Raw genomic sequence first — 16,254 nt, 5'->3', positions numbered from 1 at the left:
GGCATGCAACGCATACCCGATGAAATGGAGCGAGCATGAGAAATCTCGATCTCGCGTTGGTGGGCAATTCACGGACCAGTGCACTGATCGACAGACGCGCGGCCATCGTCTGGTGGTGCTATCCCTATTTTGACAGCGAGCCGATTTGCTGCGCCTTGCTGCAGCCGGATGAGAAGGCAGGCGAGAAGACAGATAAGCAGGCAGCGGTATGCGAGGAGATCGCCGTCGAACTGGACGGCGCCACGCGCATCGAGCAGGAGTACGAGCGCAACTCCGCCATCCTGATCAGCCGCATTCACGATGCCGCGGGCAATGGTGTTGAAGTCATCGATTTCGCGCCGCGCTTTTACATGCACGATCGCATGTTCGCGCCGACGATGCTCGTGCGCATTGTCCGCCGCATCAGCGGCCGGCCGCGCATCACGATCTGCGTCAGGCCTGCCATCGACTATGGCGCAGAGTGTGCTGGCACGCGTTGCGGCGCGCACCACATCACGTACACCGGCATGTCGCAGTCGATGCGGGTCACGACCGATGCGTCGGTGACCGCGATCCTGGACGAGCGGCCTTTCTTTTTGCATGACAGCGTGACCCTGCTCATGGGGCCGGACGAGACGGTGGACGGCGCACCGCACGACGTCGGGCGCGAATTCTACGAAAAGACGCGTGCCTACTGGCATCGCTGGGTGCGCAACCTTGCTGTGCCATACGAGTGGCAAGAAGTGGTGATCCGGGCCGCCATCACCCTCAAGCTCAATGCCTTTGACGATACCGGTGCCATCATCGCCGCCGTGACCACCTCCATTCCCGAAGCGCCCCACAGCGGCCGCAACTGGGACTATCGCTATTGCTGGTTGCGGGATGCCTACTTCGTGGTCGATGCGCTCAACAGTCTCGGTGCCACGGGCACGATGGAACACTATCTCGACTACATCCTGAATATCATTGCCGACACGCGCGATGCGCCTTTGCAGCCGGTCTACGGGATTCGGCGCGAGGCGGTGCTGGAAGAGCGCTTGGCGCCGGCGCTGGCAGGGTACCGTGGCATGGGGCCGGTGCGTATCGGCAACCTCGCATATCACCAGGTACAGAACGATGTGTTCGGCGCAGCGATCCTAGCCAGCACGCAGGCCTTCTTCGATATGCGGCTGGAGCGCCCCGCAGGGCACCGCATGTTTCGCGACCTCGAGCGACTGGGCGAACAGGCAGTGCGCAACTACAACGTGCGCGATGCCGGTATCTGGGAGCTGCGCGGAACGCAACGCGTGCATACCTTCTCCAGCATCATGTGCTGGGCGGCCTGCCAGCGGCTGGCCTGCATTGCGCGCCGCCTGCGCCTGCCGGAGCGCGAGGAGTTCTGGTCGACCCATGCGGACCGCATGCATGCCGAAATTTGCGCCGCGGCATGGAACGACGACCTGCAAAGCTTCGTCTCCACTTTCCACGGCAAAAGGGTCGACGCCAGCCTGTTGCTGATGGCCGAGTTCCAGTTCCTCAAGCCGGATGATCCGCGCTTCGTCGCCACCGTGCGCACCATCGAAAAGCACCTGCGTCGCGGCGACTTCCTGCTACGCTACGATGAGGAGGATGACTTCGGGCGTCCGGAAACAGCCTTCCTCGTTTGCACGCTGTGGTGGATTCTTGCGTTGGCGAAAATGGGCGAAACGGACCGTGCACGCGGGCTGTTTGAAAATGTTCTCGGCAAGTGCAATCACTTCGGCATGCTGGCCGAGGACGTGGCGACCGACACGGGCGAGTTATGGGGAAATTTCCCCCAGACCTACAGCATGGTGGGGCTGATCCAGTGCGCGTCGAGGTTGTCGATTGCATGGGACAAGGCATATTGGCGGCATGGCGGGTGAAGCCCTTGCCACCCTTTTTGGAGATGAGGCGTTATGGAAGCGCAATTCATTGCCGGGCTTGATATCGGCGGCACCAAGATCGCCGCTGTCGTGGCCGGGCCTCACGGACCGCTGGTGCGCCTGACGCAGCCGACGGTCAAGACAGGGACGGAGCGTGCGCTCCCCGAGCAGGCACTGGCCTTGCTGGACGATGCCTGCCGCCAGGCGGGCGTGACACCCGGAGCGGTAAAGACAGTCGGCGTGGCTTCCGCCGGGCCTTTCGTGCGCATTGACGGCTTGCTCGGGCTTGCAACGCCGAATATCTGCGGCGGACTGGCGACGTCCTCGGACCTGCCCAACGACTGGAAGGCCATCCCGCTGGAGCAGGTTTTGCGCGAGCGGTTCACCAAGGTCGTGATCGAGAACGACTGTGTCGCTGCGCTGGCGGCCGAACGCACCTTTGGCGCGGTGCGCGACGAGCACGATTGCGTGTACGTGACCTGGAGTACGGGCATCGGATTTGGACTATGCGTCGATGGCCATATCCTGCGCGGCAAGCACGGCAACGCCGGTCATGCCGGGCACATGCTGATGAGCGATACCTCGGACGCGCTGTGCGGCTGCGGCAACCGGGGCGACCTGGAAAGCATGATCTCCGGCCGTAATATTTCCCGCCCGCTCAAGATGCGTACCGCCGAACTCTTCCAGGCGGCGCACGACGGCAACCCGGAGGCGTACGCCGTCGTCATGGAAGCGGCACGCTGGCTCGGGCGTGCGCTGTACAACGTCGCCGCGACGCTCGATACGCGCATGTTCGTCATCGGCGGCAGCGTCTGGATGCACCATGGCACCTGGCTGCGGCCAGCGGTCATGCAGGAAATCGAAGACCGCCTGCCGGCGATTACGGAAGGCATCACGGTGGTGCCTGCGGCGCTCGGTACGCTGGTGGCGGACGTCGGCGCGCTCAGCCTCGTGATCCCTGCGGAATGGGTCTTCGAGTGGCGCAAGACATCGCCGTGGCAGGCGCTGCTCGCATCCTGATCCGCCCGCCGTCCGGGGATGTCGCCGCACCTTTCCATGCGGCAGCATCCGGGTTTATAGTACGGGCTTGTTTCCGCCTGCCCGCGCGGGGCAGCTCCACCGGACCCACCGATGCACATCCTGATCGTCGAAGACGACGCCGATATCGCCGCCAATCTGTACGACTACCTTGCCGGCAAGGGGCATGAGGTCGATGCCGCGCCGAACGGCATCACGGCATTGCATCTTGCGACGACACAGCGCTTCGACGCCATCGTGGTCGACGTCGGCCTGCCGGGAATTGACGGGCTGGCAGTGGCGCAGCGGATCCGGCGCGATGTGCGCTCCGACGTGCCGATCCTGATGCTCACCGCGCGCGATACGCTGGACGACAAGCTGGCCGGATTTGAGGCGGGCGCCGACGACTACCTCGTCAAGCCGTTCGCACTGAAGGAAGTGGAAGCGCGGTTGCAGGCATTGGCCAAGCGGGCGCAGGGCAGGGTGGTCGACAGCACGCTGCGCTTCGGGGCGCTCTCCTATGACCCGTTCAGCGGCCTTGCGACATGGCAGGACAAGCCGCTCAGGCTGTCGCCGAAATCGCTGAAACTGCTGGTAACGATGCTGTCGCAGCCCGGCCGGCTGTTTTCTCGGGAAGAGCTGGAGCAGGCGGTGTGGGGCGAGGTGCAGGCCAACAGCGACACGCTGCGCAGCCACCTCTCGCAATTGCGGCGCGAGATGGCCCTGCCCGACGGGCGCAGCATGATCGAAACCGTGCATGGGCGCGGATACCGGCTGGTGAATCACGATGCGTAGCCTGCGCTGGCGCCTGGCGCTGACCTTTACGCTGCTCTCCACCTTTGCCGTGCTGATCCAGGCGGTCGCGCTGTTCGTCTCGACCGAAGAGCGCGAAGAGGACCTGATCGACGAAGTGGTCAACGCGGCGCTCGACGAAGTGCTCAGGAGTCCGGCATCGGTGTCGATGCCGGTGACGCGCGACTTGTCGCGCAACCTGAAGCTGTACCGCGTCGGGCCTGGCCAGACGGCGCCGGATGTGCCTGCCCATTTCGCGCAAATGGGTGCCGGCAATTATGAGTGGTACACGGGCGGCACGGAGTTCCATGTCGGCATCCGCGACCATGATGGCGAACGTTTCATCCTGCTGTACGACGTCACCGAGCATGAGGAGCGGCTGGAAAACCTGCAATGGAGCCTGGTGCTCGGGCTAGTGGTATTGAGCCTGTTGTCGTTGTGGCTGGGCTACTGGCTTGCCGGGCGCATGCTTTTCCAGTTCGAGAAGATGACGCGGCGCCTGCAGGAGGACGACACGGGGATCCTGAACGAGCCCGATTTCGACAGGGAAGTCGCCTTGCTCGCCGGCGCGCTGGATGATTACCGCCGCCGCAACCGCGAACTGCTCGCGCGCGAGCGCGAGTTCACGGCCAATGTCAGCCATGAGCTGCGCACGCCCCTGACCGGCATCCGAACAAGCGCCGAGCTGTTTTCCGAAGACGAAGGCCTGTCCGGCCGCAGCCGGGAACGTGCGCAACGCATCATCAAGGCGGTGGACGACATGGAGTCGCGCCTGCGCGGGCTCCTGTTCCTGGCGCGCGAGCTGACGCCTGCCGAACGGCGGCCGGTCGAGCTGCGGCAGGCCGTGGAGGCATGCGCCGCGCACTTTCGTCCGATCTGCGAAGGCAAGGGGCTCGCGCTCGAAACCGATGTCGCACCCGCTGTGATGCTGATGGCCGATCCGGTGCTGTTGCAGCTGCTGCTGGACAACCTGATCGGCAACGCAGTGCGGTATACCGCCCAAGGCGGCGTGCAGGTTAGTTTCCGCAACAATGCGCTGATCGTGGCCGATACCGGCATCGGCATCCCGCCCCAACACCTGGACCATGTGTTCAAGCGCCACTACCGGGCTGCGGATACGCCCGACGGGCTCGGTCTCGGCCTGTCGATCGTCAAGCGCGTCTGCGAGGCGCATGGCTGGCGCTATGACGTCGAGAGCGTTTCGGACCAGCACGATCCACGGCACGGAACCCGGTTCCGGGTTGAATTCCAGTAAGCCGGTAGTCGGGTGCGCCGTCGCGTTTGCGGGGCGTTCGGCGGTTTTTCCCGTCCATCTTGAGCCGCTCCTGAAGCGGCTCCGGCACATTCACAAATCCTTCACAACTTCATCCGAAATTCGTCACAGACCGCTTTCTATACTGCACGCTTTCAACTCCTCCGGAAGCACGCATGCCCAAGCAGTTCTCCCGATTTGCCGCGCGCGCCAGCCAGTATTTCGGTACCGTACCCTTGCTGTTCTTCGGCGTTTTTCTGTTGGCGTCGCTTGTCACGCGCGTCGTCCTGCTCCTTGTGGCAGCTGGCGACGTCGACTGGGCGGCCGTGCCGGGCAGCTTCCTGGTAGGGCTGGGTTACGACATGATCGCCGGCGCATGGACGATGCTGCTGGTCGTGGCTGTGTACCTCCTGATGCCGCAATGGGAGCGTACCCGGCCGGTGGCCAGGTTCGTGTTCAATGCGCTGCTGGTGGTCACCATTTATCTGCTGCTGTTCAATGTGGTGTCCGAGCTGCTGTTCTGGCAGGAGTTCGGCGTGCGCTACAACTTCATCGCCGTGGATTACCTGGTGTACACCACCGAAGTCATCGGCAATATCCGCGAATCCTATCCGGTCGGCCCGATCCTTGGCGCGCTGCTGCTGGCGACGCTCGCGATCTGGTGGCTTGGTCGCAAGAAGTGGTCTCCCGCGCTCGCTGTCGCGCCGGCGCTCACATCCCGCCTCAAGCACACGGCATCGTGGGGGCTGCTGGTGGCCACCGGGGCCGTAGGCTCCGGTGCGATGAGCACTGCCATGTTCGCGAACCAGTTCAATGCGGAACTGGCAAACAATGGTTTGTACAGTTTTTTTGCCGCCTTCCGCGATAACGAGCTGGATTATTCACGGTTTTACAAGACGCTCCCCAGCAAGGGAGTGCGCCAGGCACTGGGCGGCATGGTCGTGCCTGCAACGCACCACGTCGAGGAGCCACGGCATATCACTGCGCAAGGACCGGAGAAACGCCTGAACGTCGTACTGATCTCGGTGGAGAGCCTGTCGGCCGACTTCCTTGGCAGCTTCGGCAACCGGCGCGGCTTGACACCCAACCTCGACCGCCTCGCCAATGACGGCATCCTGTTCACGCAGCTGTATGCCACCGGCACCCGCACCGTACGCGGGCTGGAAGCGCTGACCCTGTCGATTCCGCCGACACCGGGCCAGTCGATCGTCAAGCGCCCGGACAATGGCGACATGTTCACGCTCGGCAGCGTCTTCCGCCAGAAGGGCTACGACGTCCGCTATGCGTATGGCGGTTACGGCTACTTCGACAACATGAACGCCTTCTTCGGCGGGAACGGCTACCGGATCGTCGACCGGATGGCCATCCCGTCCGAGCGCATTCCATTCGAAAACATCTGGGGCGTTGCGGACGAGGCATTGTTCGACCAAGTTATCGAGGAAATCGACACGTCGCACAAGGCGGGTCGCCCATCGTTCACCCATGTGATGACGACCTCCAACCACCGGCCTTACACCTATCCCGACGGCCGTATCGACATCCCGTCGCATACCGGCAGGGAAGGCGGCGTGAAATACACCGACTATGCGCTCGGCCGCTTCTTTGACATTGCGCGTACAAAGCCGTGGTTCCGCGATACCGTGTTTGTCGTGGTGGCCGACCATTGCGCATCCAGTGCGGGCAAGACCGAGCTGCCCGTGGCGCGTTACCACATCCCGATGATCGTGTATGCGCCGGGGCATCTCGAACCGCGCCATGTGGACCGGCTCGCCAGTCAGATCGACGTCGGACCGACCTTGCTCGGCATGCTGAACTTCAGCTATTCATCGCGCTTCTTCGGACAGGACATCCTGAACGCGCAGGGCGAGGAAGAGCGCGCGTTCATCAGCAACTACCAGTCGCTCGGCTACCTCAAGCGCGGCATCCTGACGGTGTTGCGTCCCAAGCAGCAGGTGGCGGCATTCCGTATCGATGCCAATCGCAATGCCACGCCGACCGAGGTCGACCCGAAGCTGGCGGAGGAGGCGATTGCGTATTACCAGGGAGCGGCCGAGCTGTACAAGAGCGGCCAGTACCGCGCTTTGCGATGATACGTAACTGGCGCCGGCAGAGGTTTCACTGGGAGCTGGTGTTGCCCCTGGTGCTGGCGCCTGCCATCTGGTGGCTGTTCAATCAGACATCGATCGACCACACGCTGATTGCGCCGTATTACGACGCTGTGCGCCATAGCTTTCCGCTCAAGCACGACGGCTTTACGCAATCTGTGCTGTATGGCGGAGAGAAATTTGCCGTGGTCGCTGTCGGCACTGCCGTGCTCGGCGCGTTCCTGCTGAGTTTCCTGGTGCCGCACTGGACGTGCCAGCGCCGACGACTGCTGTGGCTGTTCGTCGGCATGGCGGGAGCGACGATGCTGGTATCGATCGTCAAGCACCAGAGCCCGCTGCACTGTCCATGGGATCTGGCCGAGTACGGAGGCTACGCGCCATACCTGGGGCTGTTCGACAGTCTGCCGGCCGACATCACGCCGGGCCGCTGCTTTCCAAGCGGGCATGCCTCCGGCGGCTTTGCCATTTTTTCTTTCTATTTTGCGTTTCGCGCGACGCATCCACGCGTGGCGCGCGCCGCCCTGTTCGCCGGACTTGGCCTCGGCCTCCTGATGGGCTGGACGCAGATGATGCGCGGCGCCCACTTTCTGTCGCACGTCGTCTGGTCCGGCTGGATGGAATGGGTCTTTCTCGCCGTGCTGGTCCGCCTCCTTCCACCCCATCCCGCCCCATCCCGCGACCGGGGAGTATTGTCCGATTGACCATCGCGGGCACATGATGCTTTCTGCGTGGAACATTTCGCTGTTTCATGCGTCTGAACCGCATTCTGTTTGACGAATGCACGCAACGACATGAACACATCGGCAATGACTACGCTGCCGCAGGAATGGCAAGCCTGGATCACGGATAATCTCGCGCGCGGCTGCGAGCCCGCCGCGATGGCGACCATCATGGTGCGCGACGGGAAGTTCGAGGCGACGCTCGCGCGGGCGGCGATCGAAGAAGCCCGCAGCAGCAGCTATGCACATCTGGCACCACCGCCCGAGCCGCAGCCCATGCCGGCGGTCGACACCAGCGCCAACGCGGTCGTCACGCCCGATCGCGTGGTCGATGTGCTGATGACACTGGCATTTCCGCGCATTGTCCTGCTTGGCAATGTGTTGAGCCATGAGGAATGCGACCAGCTGATCCAGTACGGCGAACAGCGCCTGCAACGCTCTCCCGTGGTGTCCGATACCGATGGCAAGACCCAGGTGCATGCGCATCGCACCAGTCGCGGCGCGATGCTGCAGCGGGGAGAATCGGCACTGGTACAGCGCATCGAGGCGCGGCTTGCAGCCATCACGCAATGGCCGGTCGAAAACGGCGAAGGGCTGCAGATGCTGCGTTATGAAGCGGGCAACGAATACCGGCCGCACTTCGACTGGTTCGACCCTTCACTGCCGGGACCGCGCAAGCACCTCGAGCGCGGCGGCCAGCGCCTCGGTACGGTCGTGATGTATCTGAGTGATGTGGAACAGGGCGGCGGCACTTCGTTTCCCAAAATCGGCCTGCAGGTGCAGCCGAAGAAGGGCTGCGCGGTATTCTTTACGAATACCGATGCCTATCATGTCCCGGACCAGAACTCGCTACATGCAGGCGAGCCGGTCATCGAGGGTGTCAAGTACATCGCCACCAAGTGGCTGCGCGCACGCGAATATGCGTGATGTTTTGCGTGACAATTTGCGTGACGGTTTGCTGGATGGCCTGTGCCGGCTGATGTCGCCGGCACAGGCCGCACTCACCACTCACTCCCGGCCTTCGCCGAGGAATGTCCCCTTCAGTTTCTGATCGATCGGCCGCTCGCCGAGGAAGCAGAGGAGGAAAGCGTCGTAAAACGCGCGCTCCGGGAAATCGCCTATCTTCTTGCCGTTCAGGGTCAACACTGTATGCCCTGATCCCGGGATCCAGTCGACGTTGACGACATCGCCTTTGCGGAACTCCGGAATCGCGCCGAACAGCTCGCCGAATTTCAGCAGCTGCGGCGCAATCTTCAGGCGCTCGGTGCGGTTGAGGTTGTTGCGGATGCCGTTGAGGAAGCTGCGGCTGAGCTGTTCGCTTTCCACCTCCTGCTGCATCTTGAGCGCGACACGCTTGGCGCCGGGCGCAGCGATCACCTCTGCCGGCGTGCTCTTGCGCTGCACGAGATACAGGCCGAGCGCGATGCGGTGGCGGGAACGTTTGTAAATGCCGACGCCTTCGGTCAACCCACCGCCTTGCAGGCGGACTTCCTCGCCCGCGACCAGAACGGCTTCTTCGAACATGTCCGCACCGGGCTGCGCGGCGTTCGCGCCGGCGCCAAGACACAGGAACAGGGCCATAACGCACGCGAGGCGGCTGGCAAAACTACAGGATTTCATTGTCAGTCCTTTGGAATGGTTCATCGTTTGCCGGGAAGGCGGGAATGATCCGGCATCCCCGCCAGTCGGTTAGAAGGGCAGCACCACGCGGAACGTGAAGGTGTCGCCGGACGGTCGGTTCTTCACCTTGAATTCCTTCTGGTAGGCCGCCGTCACCATCCAGCCGTAGCCATCGTCGTACTTGATCGCCGGGCCGAAGCCGAAGGCGCGGCCGCGCGTGTTGTCGATGTCCGTGCCATTGCGGTTGTCGTCGGTGGTCTGCTGATAGGCAAAGCCGCTGACGCCGGCCACCCAGCCCTGGCCGAATCCCCAGCCTGCCGCATAGTCGATATGCATTTCCTGGCCGGAGCGAAAGCCGGTGTCATTGTTGCGACGGTTGAAGTTGTACGAGACGCTGATGTCGCCGTTGAAGCCTTCCGGATCCGCATAGCTCATGGCGAAGCGCGGGCGCAAGCTCCAGTAGTTGCGTCCCGGGTTGGCGAGGTCGTCCTTGTCATAGACGCCGGTCGGTGCCGTGACGATCATGCCGGCGGCATAGGTCAGCTCGTCGGACGGCGTGTAGGCAAGTGCGCCGCCGATGCTGATGTCGCCCAGACCGGACTTGGTCTGCTCGCGCGCGCCGCGCACGCCTTCGACGCGCAGCAGCGGGGCAACGGCCTGGAACAGGAGCCGGCCGCCGAGCACCTTCTGCTTCGTGACCCAGACCACGCGCGGCGCGAGCGCCTGGACCTTCTTGCGGAACGGCATATTGACGCGCTGGCCATCGTTGTTACGCAGTTCGTCCGCATCGTATTCGACCGCCTGCAGCAGGTAGTACACGCCTGCCGGCGGCAGGGAAACCATCGTGAACTGTTCGACGCCGTTGAGAAAGCTGGAGCCGGCGGTCTCGGTCGCATGGGCATGGCTGCCCAGTGCAAGGAGAAGGGCGCATGCAGCGCGTTTTGCGTTTGGATGGAATTGCATCATTTCACTTTCGTTATTTAAGAATTCGTGCAGGTCACTTCTCATGCGAAGTGCCGGGCGCTTTTGTCTCTGCTGCTGATCCGCCGGATGGGCGAATGAGCCTGCCCTGTAGCCGGATCGGGTAGCGGCATTTCAGGGCGTAACGGCGGGCTTGAAGTGGGGCGGATAGTAATGACGCACGGAAACTTGGGAAATGTGCAATACGGAAATGAGCTATTGCCGAAGAAGAAATAATGCGGCGCTGCGCGAGGAGAACTGCGCGTGTTCGAGCGATCGGGGCACTGCTTGAAGTGCGACGTCTGCTGGACCCGGTTTTACGCAACCACACGAGACATCAAGGGCAGCACCGAGCACGCGCCGCCTGACCGGCACCACCGAAGAAGTTGTCACCGGTGGTGCACCGTGTGCACTGCAGGAATCATCGTGCCGTTAGAGGAAGCGGTCTACTTGCGTGACGCGTGCCGACATGTCGCGCGAAAACGACACGGAAACCGGAGCAGGCAAAACAACAGTCCGGGCCAACAGCAAGCCGCTCTCAGAGATCGACAAGCGCCAACTGGCTGAAGGAACGGATGGTCGAGCCGCCGCTTTGCTTCGCGTGGTACATCGCCTCGTCGGCGCTTTTCATCAGTTTCTCCACTTCGGAGCCATGTTCAGGGTAGACCGCGACACCGATGCTTCCGGAAATTTCCACCGTGTGCGAGGCGAGCACGAAGGGGGCGTTGAGCGTGTCGAGGATCTTGGACGCCACCAGCAGTGCGTCATCCTCGCCGTCCACCTTCGGCAGCAGCACGACGAACTCGTCACCGCCTACACGTGCGACCGTATCGGATTCACGCAGGCATCCACGCAGGCGCTTCGCAACCTGCATCAGGAGCTGGTCGCCCGCCTCATGGCCGAGGCGGTCGTTGACCGGCTTGAACTTGTCGAGATCGATGAACATCACCGCGACGCAGTGCTTCTCGCGCTGCGCGCTCGCAAGCGCCTGCCGCATGCGGTCGCGTAGCAGTGCGCGGTTGGGCAGGTCGGTCAGGATGTCAAAGTTGGCGAGGTGCTGCATGCGGGCTTCGGCGCGCTTGCGCTCGATGATGTCGTGAAAGGCCACTACCGCGCCCATCACCTCGCCATCACGAATGATCGGCATCGAATTGATCGACACCGGCAGCATGGTCCCGTCCTTACGCCAGAACACCTCGTCATGGCCGCGGAAGCTCTTGCCGGAAGAAACCACACGATTGATCTCGCACAGCTCGCCCGGATACGGCGTGCCATCGGCGCGCGTGTGGTGGAACAGCGCATGCGCACGCTTGCCCTGCAGCTCGTCGCCGGCCCAGCCGAGGAGGCGCTGCGCGGCGGGATTGCTGAACACGATCTCGCCTTGCGGGCCGGTGACGAAGACGCCTTCGCCGAGGGTTTCGGTGATCTCGCGCGAGCGGGCTTCGCTCTCGCGCAGTGCCTGCTCCGCCTTCTTGCGCTCGGTCCTGTCCTGCACGATCCCGACCAGCACGCGACGGCCGTTGATGGCGGTTTCATTGATGCCCAGTTCAAGCGGAAACACCGTTCCATCCTTGTGCAGGCCGGGCAGTTCGAGGTTGCGCTTGCCGATGACTCTTGCCTCGCCGGTCGTCAGGTAGCGCTGCATGCCTTCGTCGTGCAACGGACGCATTTCTGGCGGCATCAGCATCGTGATCTTCCTGCCGATCGCTTGTTCCGGCGTGTAGCCGAAGATGCGCGAGGCGGCGCGATTGAAGGATTCGATGACACCATCCTTGTCGATCGTGATGATGCCCTCGGTGACGGTATCAACGACGGTACGCACGTGCAGTTCCCGCTCCCGGGCGGTCTGCTCCGAGTCGAGCAGCTTCGACACCAGCGGCTTGACTTCGGAGCGCAGCATCCACGCGCCGCCCGCAACCAGCAGCACCAGCAGCGGCAGGTACCAGTTCAGCTGCGTGCGGATCGGCTGATAAAGCTCGTGCGCATCCTGCTTGATGACAATCGCCAGCCCGGTTTCGGTGAGCGGCGCATAGGCGGCGATCACCTCGATGCCGCGGTAGTCCCGGCCGGTGAAGATGCCGGACTGTCCCATGAGTGCATGTCCCATCGCTGTCAGCTTTCCGCTTGCGCTTAGCCGGGGGAAAGAGTGGATCCTGGGATTGCGCCCCTGCGGGAAGCAGCGGATATCCGTTCCATCGGCAAAGCAGACGCCCATCTCGCCCGTCTTGCCGAAACCTTCGATGTGCATGAACTTCCCGGAAAGCAGCGGCAGCGGCTGCTCCGCCTCCAGCATGCTGATGACGCGATCGTTGTCCCGGACCGGTGAACGCGTGCCGAGATAAAGGCCGTCATCCCAGCGCAGCCAGGCCGGCAAGGCGGGGAGGACGTTTTTTTCCAGCGGCGCCCGGCGCGGGGGACGCCCTGCATGCAGCAGCTCGCGGTGCGCATTGTCGTACAGCGTGACGCTGGTGAAGCCTTCGGCAAGCAAGTTGTCGCCGAGTCGATGGCGTGCTTCCTGTGGTCGATCGAAGCCGGTCGACTTCCTTGCTGCCCGGACGTACCGGATCACGTCTGTCTGGCGGGCGATGTTGTCCGCATGGCGCGTTCCCTGGCTGATCCCGGCATGGAAGGTGCTCACCTGGTTCTTCAGGCGCGCCATCAGGTTCTCGCTCAATGAGGATTTGAGGATGTCCTGCTGGATGCCGAAGCCGGCGACGCCGGCGGTGAGGGCGGTCGCGCTCAGGATGGTGGCGCTCATGTAGCCGGTTTTCTCGTCGTCCCTGAAGAAGCGCTGCGAGCGATACCAGTCGTCGTGGCGCCATGCGTTCCACAAGCCGATGGCCAGCACGATCGTCGCTACCGCGGACTGCGGCTCCATCCGCAGGAAGCTGACCTGCGGATAGACCAGTTCGAGCTCCAGCACGTTGGCGGCGACGCCGCCGATGCCCAGGATGAGGACGGCAAACGTCGCCATCAGGACGGATGTGCCGGTGGCGCGGCTGTCCACCTTCGCCATTGCGGCAAATACGAAGCCGGCCAACAGCAAGACGATGGCCGTGTTGACAGCCATCGTGCCGGGGCGCGGGTTGATGTCATGCAGCCAGGCATGGAGGGAAGGAAGGTCGACCGGCGCCGGCATGCCGACTGCGGCACCAAACAGGCTCAGCATGGCAATCGCAATCAATCCCCAGCCGATGGCGGACCGCATCTGCGGGGCACGCGCTGCAGCGAAGGACGGCAGCAGGAGAGCAACGCCCGCCAGGGCAAAACACAAGGCCGCACTGAAAACAAAGGCGAGGGAGTTCGGACGGTGCAGGACAAGCGGCGCCAGCTGCAGAAACCATCCGATCATGGCGGAAACACCAAGGACGAGCAGCGCAGCTGCGGCTGGAATCTGGACAGGCAGGGTTCTCTTCATGGCCGCGTAGAGAGAATATTTCCTCAATGCAATCTACACCACTTCCCGGTGGTGCGCATCCTTTGTGTTTGGGCTTATGCAAAATGGCCACATCCATCCGCCGCACCGACTGCCAAGCCGCGCCCCGGATGCGACGGACGTTACAATGGCCCGAGCGGTGCGGACTGTCCGCCCGTGCATCCAGTTTTCAGGAGGGAAGATTGATCACCCCGGAATTCATCGCTCCCGCCCGCTTCGACGATCCTGCCGCTGCGCTTGCGCAGGTACAGGCCATCTACGACGCCAGCATCAGCCACTTGCGCCACTACATTACGCGCTTCGTCAACGGCACCGATCTGCCGAGCCGCGTGCGGGCCTGCTATCCCTTTGTCCGCGTACATACCGACACCGTGGTGCGTGCCGACTCCCGCCTCTCGTATGGCTTTGTCGCCGGGCCCGGCACGTACGAGACAACGATCACGCGGCCGGACCTGTTCGGAAATTACTATCTGGAACAGTTCAGGCTGCTGCTGAAGAACCACGGGCGCCATCACGAGATGCAGCTCGAGGTCGGCACCAGTACGCAGCCGATTCCGGTACATTTTTCATTCGCCGAGAACGACCATATCGAAGGCAACATGGGACCCGAGCGACGGCTCGCGCTGCGCGACCTGTTCGACCTGCCCGACCTCGGTGCGATGGATGACGGCATCGCCAACGGCACCTACGAACCGCCGCCCGGCGTGGCGCATCCGCTTTCGTTATTCACCGCGCCGCGCGTCGATTATTCATTGCAACGCCTGCGCCATTACACCGGCACCGCGCCCGAGCATTTCCAGAACTTCGTGCTGTTCACCAACTACCAGTTCTATATCGACGAATTCATCCGCCTCGGCCACGAGATCATGAACCGCGTGCCGGACCCGGCTGCACCGCAGGACGAGGACCACTACATCGCCTTTGTCGAGCCGGGGAATGCGATTACGCGCCGGGTCGGGCAGAGCGTGCAGCCCGGCGACGAGCGGGGCACGCCGCCGCCGCGCTTGCCGCAGATGCCGGGATACCACCTGATCCGTGCCGACGGCAGCGGCATCACGATGGTGAACATCGGCGTCGGACCGGCCAATGCGAAAACCATCACCGACCATATCGCCGTGCTGCGCCCGCATGCCTGGCTGATGCTGGGGCACTGCGCCGGGCTGCGCAATACGCAGCAGCTTGGCGATTATGTGCTGGCGCACGGCTATGTGCGCGAAGACCACGTGCTCGACGAAGACCTGCCGCTGTGGGTGCCGATCCCGCCACTGGCCGAGGTGCAGCTTGCGCTGGAAGCAGCGGTGGCGGAAGTCACGCAGCTCAAGGGATTCGAGCTCAAGCGCATCATGCGAACGGGTACGGTTGCCAGCACCGACAACCGCAACTGGGAGCTGCTGCCGCAGCGCACGCCGGAGCGCCGCTTCAGCCAGAGCCGGGCGATCGCGCTCGACATGGAAAGCGCAACGATCGCCGCAAACGGTTTCCGCTTCCGCGTGCCGTACGGGACGCTGCTGTGCGTGAGCGACAAGCCGCTGCATGGCGAGATCAAGCTGCCCGGCATGGCCAATGAGTTTTACCGGCAGCGGGTCGACCAGCACCTGCGCATCGGCATCCGGGCGGTCGAGCTGCTGCGTAGCCAGGGCGTCGACAGGCTGCACAGCCGGAAGTTGCGCAGCTTTGCGGAAGTGGCGTTCCAGTAAAGCGAAGCCGCAGCTAGCTGCAAAAGCGCACGTGCAATGTGCCGAGCCCGCCGTATTCAATCGCGATGTCCTGATCGGCGGGCACGTCGAAGCTGCCGGCGTAGGAGCCGGTAATTACCGCCTGACCGGCCTCCAATCCTTCATTGCGAGCGCGCAGGAATTCGGCCAGCCAGTACAGCGGTGCACGCGGATTCCCGTCCGGATGCCGGCCGTCCAGCTGTTTCTCCTCACCCGATTCAAGCCGCACGCACAGGGGAATGGCAGCAGCGTGGCGCGCCAAGTCGCCATCGACCTGCGGACCGATGAACAAGCCCTGATTGAGCAGTCCGTCTGCCAGGTTGTCGACAAAACCGGCGGCGGCCGGATCGTCATAGCGACTTTCGATCAGCTCCAGTGCGAGGTGCGTCACCACAATGGCAGCGTCGATTTCCTCCGGCAGGTAGGGAGCGTCGCGCGGGGGCAGGTCCCGGCCGAGAATGAAAGCCAGTTCCGGTTCGATGCGGACCTCGCCGCGCTGAACCCGCACCCGGCATGGGCTCCCGGTATGGATCTGCGAGGCGTGGATTGGTGCCAGCACTCGTCGTTCTGCGAACGGCGTGCCGCATTTCCATGCTCCAATGCGCTCACCGAGCAGCGTGGTCACCTCCTTCTGGATGGCAAGCGCATCGTCGATGTCGTTCGGTCGGCAAGATTCGGGCAAGCGCGGACCTTGGGCACCGTCCTTCCGGCGTTCAGCAAGGATGCTTGCCGCCACAGCGGTCGGGGAGTGGGAGTCGGTCATGGTCTTTATCGAG

General features: G+C 63.2%; 12 protein-coding genes. 8 read left to right on the top strand and 4 right to left on the bottom strand.

The genetic code is table 11. From position 1 onward, the window contains the following. Positions 1-35 precede the first annotated feature (35 nt). The 7 genes from ACYVIA_RS17190 (at position 36) to ACYVIA_RS17160 (ending at position 8,674) form a co-directional block, all read left to right on the top strand. Positions 36-1,862 (top strand): glycoside hydrolase family 15 protein, encoded by a 1,827-nt coding sequence (locus ACYVIA_RS17190; RefSeq protein WP_460842940.1) that lies wholly within the window; start codon positions 36-38, stop codon positions 1,860-1,862. Positions 1,863-1,895: 33 nt separating this feature from the next. Then, entirely contained in the window at positions 1,896-2,882 is a 987-nt protein-coding gene (locus tag ACYVIA_RS17185) for an ROK family protein (protein WP_460842938.1), read from the top strand. Positions 2,883-2,993: 111 nt separating this feature from the next. Then, the gene (locus ACYVIA_RS17180; protein ID WP_460842936.1) at positions 2,994-3,674 is read left to right on the top strand and encodes a response regulator transcription factor; all 681 of its coding nucleotides are present in this window, start codon (positions 2,994-2,996) and stop codon (positions 3,672-3,674) included. Continuing rightward, complete coding sequence (locus ACYVIA_RS17175; RefSeq protein WP_460842934.1) at positions 3,667-4,926, top strand: sensor histidine kinase; 1,260 nt, start codon at positions 3,667-3,669, stop codon at positions 4,924-4,926. Before ACYVIA_RS17180 ends, ACYVIA_RS17175 begins: the two co-directional genes overlap by 8 nt. A 173-nt stretch (positions 4,927-5,099) precedes the next feature. After that, on the top strand, positions 5,100-7,013 hold the full coding sequence (locus ACYVIA_RS17170; RefSeq protein WP_460842931.1) for an LTA synthase family protein: 1,914 nt from the start codon (positions 5,100-5,102) through the stop codon (positions 7,011-7,013). Next, positions 7,010-7,729: a phosphatase PAP2 family protein gene (locus ACYVIA_RS17165; RefSeq protein ID WP_460842929.1), complete on the top strand. Its 720-nt coding sequence runs from the start codon at positions 7,010-7,012 to the stop codon at positions 7,727-7,729. Before ACYVIA_RS17170 ends, ACYVIA_RS17165 begins: the two co-directional genes overlap by 4 nt. Before the next feature lie 90 nt (positions 7,730-7,819). Then, on the top strand, positions 7,820-8,674 hold the full coding sequence (locus tag ACYVIA_RS17160; protein ID WP_460842927.1) for a 2OG-Fe(II) oxygenase: 855 nt from the start codon (positions 7,820-7,822) through the stop codon (positions 8,672-8,674). An 81-nt stretch (positions 8,675-8,755) separates the two neighbouring features. Here the strand turns inward: ACYVIA_RS17160 and ACYVIA_RS17155 are convergent, their stop codons facing one another. The 3 genes from ACYVIA_RS17155 to ACYVIA_RS17145 all read right to left on the bottom strand — a co-directional run bounded on the left by ACYVIA_RS17155 (position 8,756) and on the right by ACYVIA_RS17145 (position 13,745). Continuing rightward, positions 8,756-9,367 carry a chalcone isomerase family protein gene (locus ACYVIA_RS17155; RefSeq protein ID WP_460842925.1) on the bottom strand — a complete coding sequence of 204 codons (612 nt, stop codon included), beginning with the start codon at positions 9,365-9,367 and terminating at the stop codon, positions 8,756-8,758. A gap of 69 nt (positions 9,368-9,436) precedes the next feature. Continuing rightward, entirely contained in the window at positions 9,437-10,333 is an 897-nt protein-coding gene (locus tag ACYVIA_RS17150) for a SphA family protein (RefSeq protein ID WP_460842922.1), read from the bottom strand. 532 nt (positions 10,334-10,865) lie between these two features. Next, positions 10,866-13,745 carry a diguanylate cyclase domain-containing protein gene (locus ACYVIA_RS17145; protein WP_460842920.1) on the bottom strand — a complete coding sequence of 960 codons (2,880 nt, stop codon included), beginning with the start codon at positions 13,743-13,745 and terminating at the stop codon, positions 10,866-10,868. 200 nt (positions 13,746-13,945) lie between these two features. On the opposite strand from ACYVIA_RS17145, the gene ACYVIA_RS17140 reads away from it, so the two are divergent. Continuing rightward, a complete protein-coding gene (locus ACYVIA_RS17140) occupies positions 13,946-15,460 on the top strand; it encodes an AMP nucleosidase (RefSeq protein ID WP_460842918.1) in 1,515 nt (504 codons plus the stop codon). Positions 15,461-15,473: 13 nt separating this feature from the next. Here the strand turns inward: ACYVIA_RS17140 and ACYVIA_RS17135 are convergent, their stop codons facing one another. Next, positions 15,474-16,241 carry a 2-keto-4-pentenoate hydratase gene (locus ACYVIA_RS17135; protein WP_460842917.1) on the bottom strand — a complete coding sequence of 256 codons (768 nt, stop codon included), beginning with the start codon at positions 16,239-16,241 and terminating at the stop codon, positions 15,474-15,476. Positions 16,242-16,254: the final 13 nt, after the last annotated feature.

This window comes from Noviherbaspirillum agri, from assembly GCF_054780595.1.
This window is presented reverse-complemented; position numbering and strand designations above follow the sequence as displayed.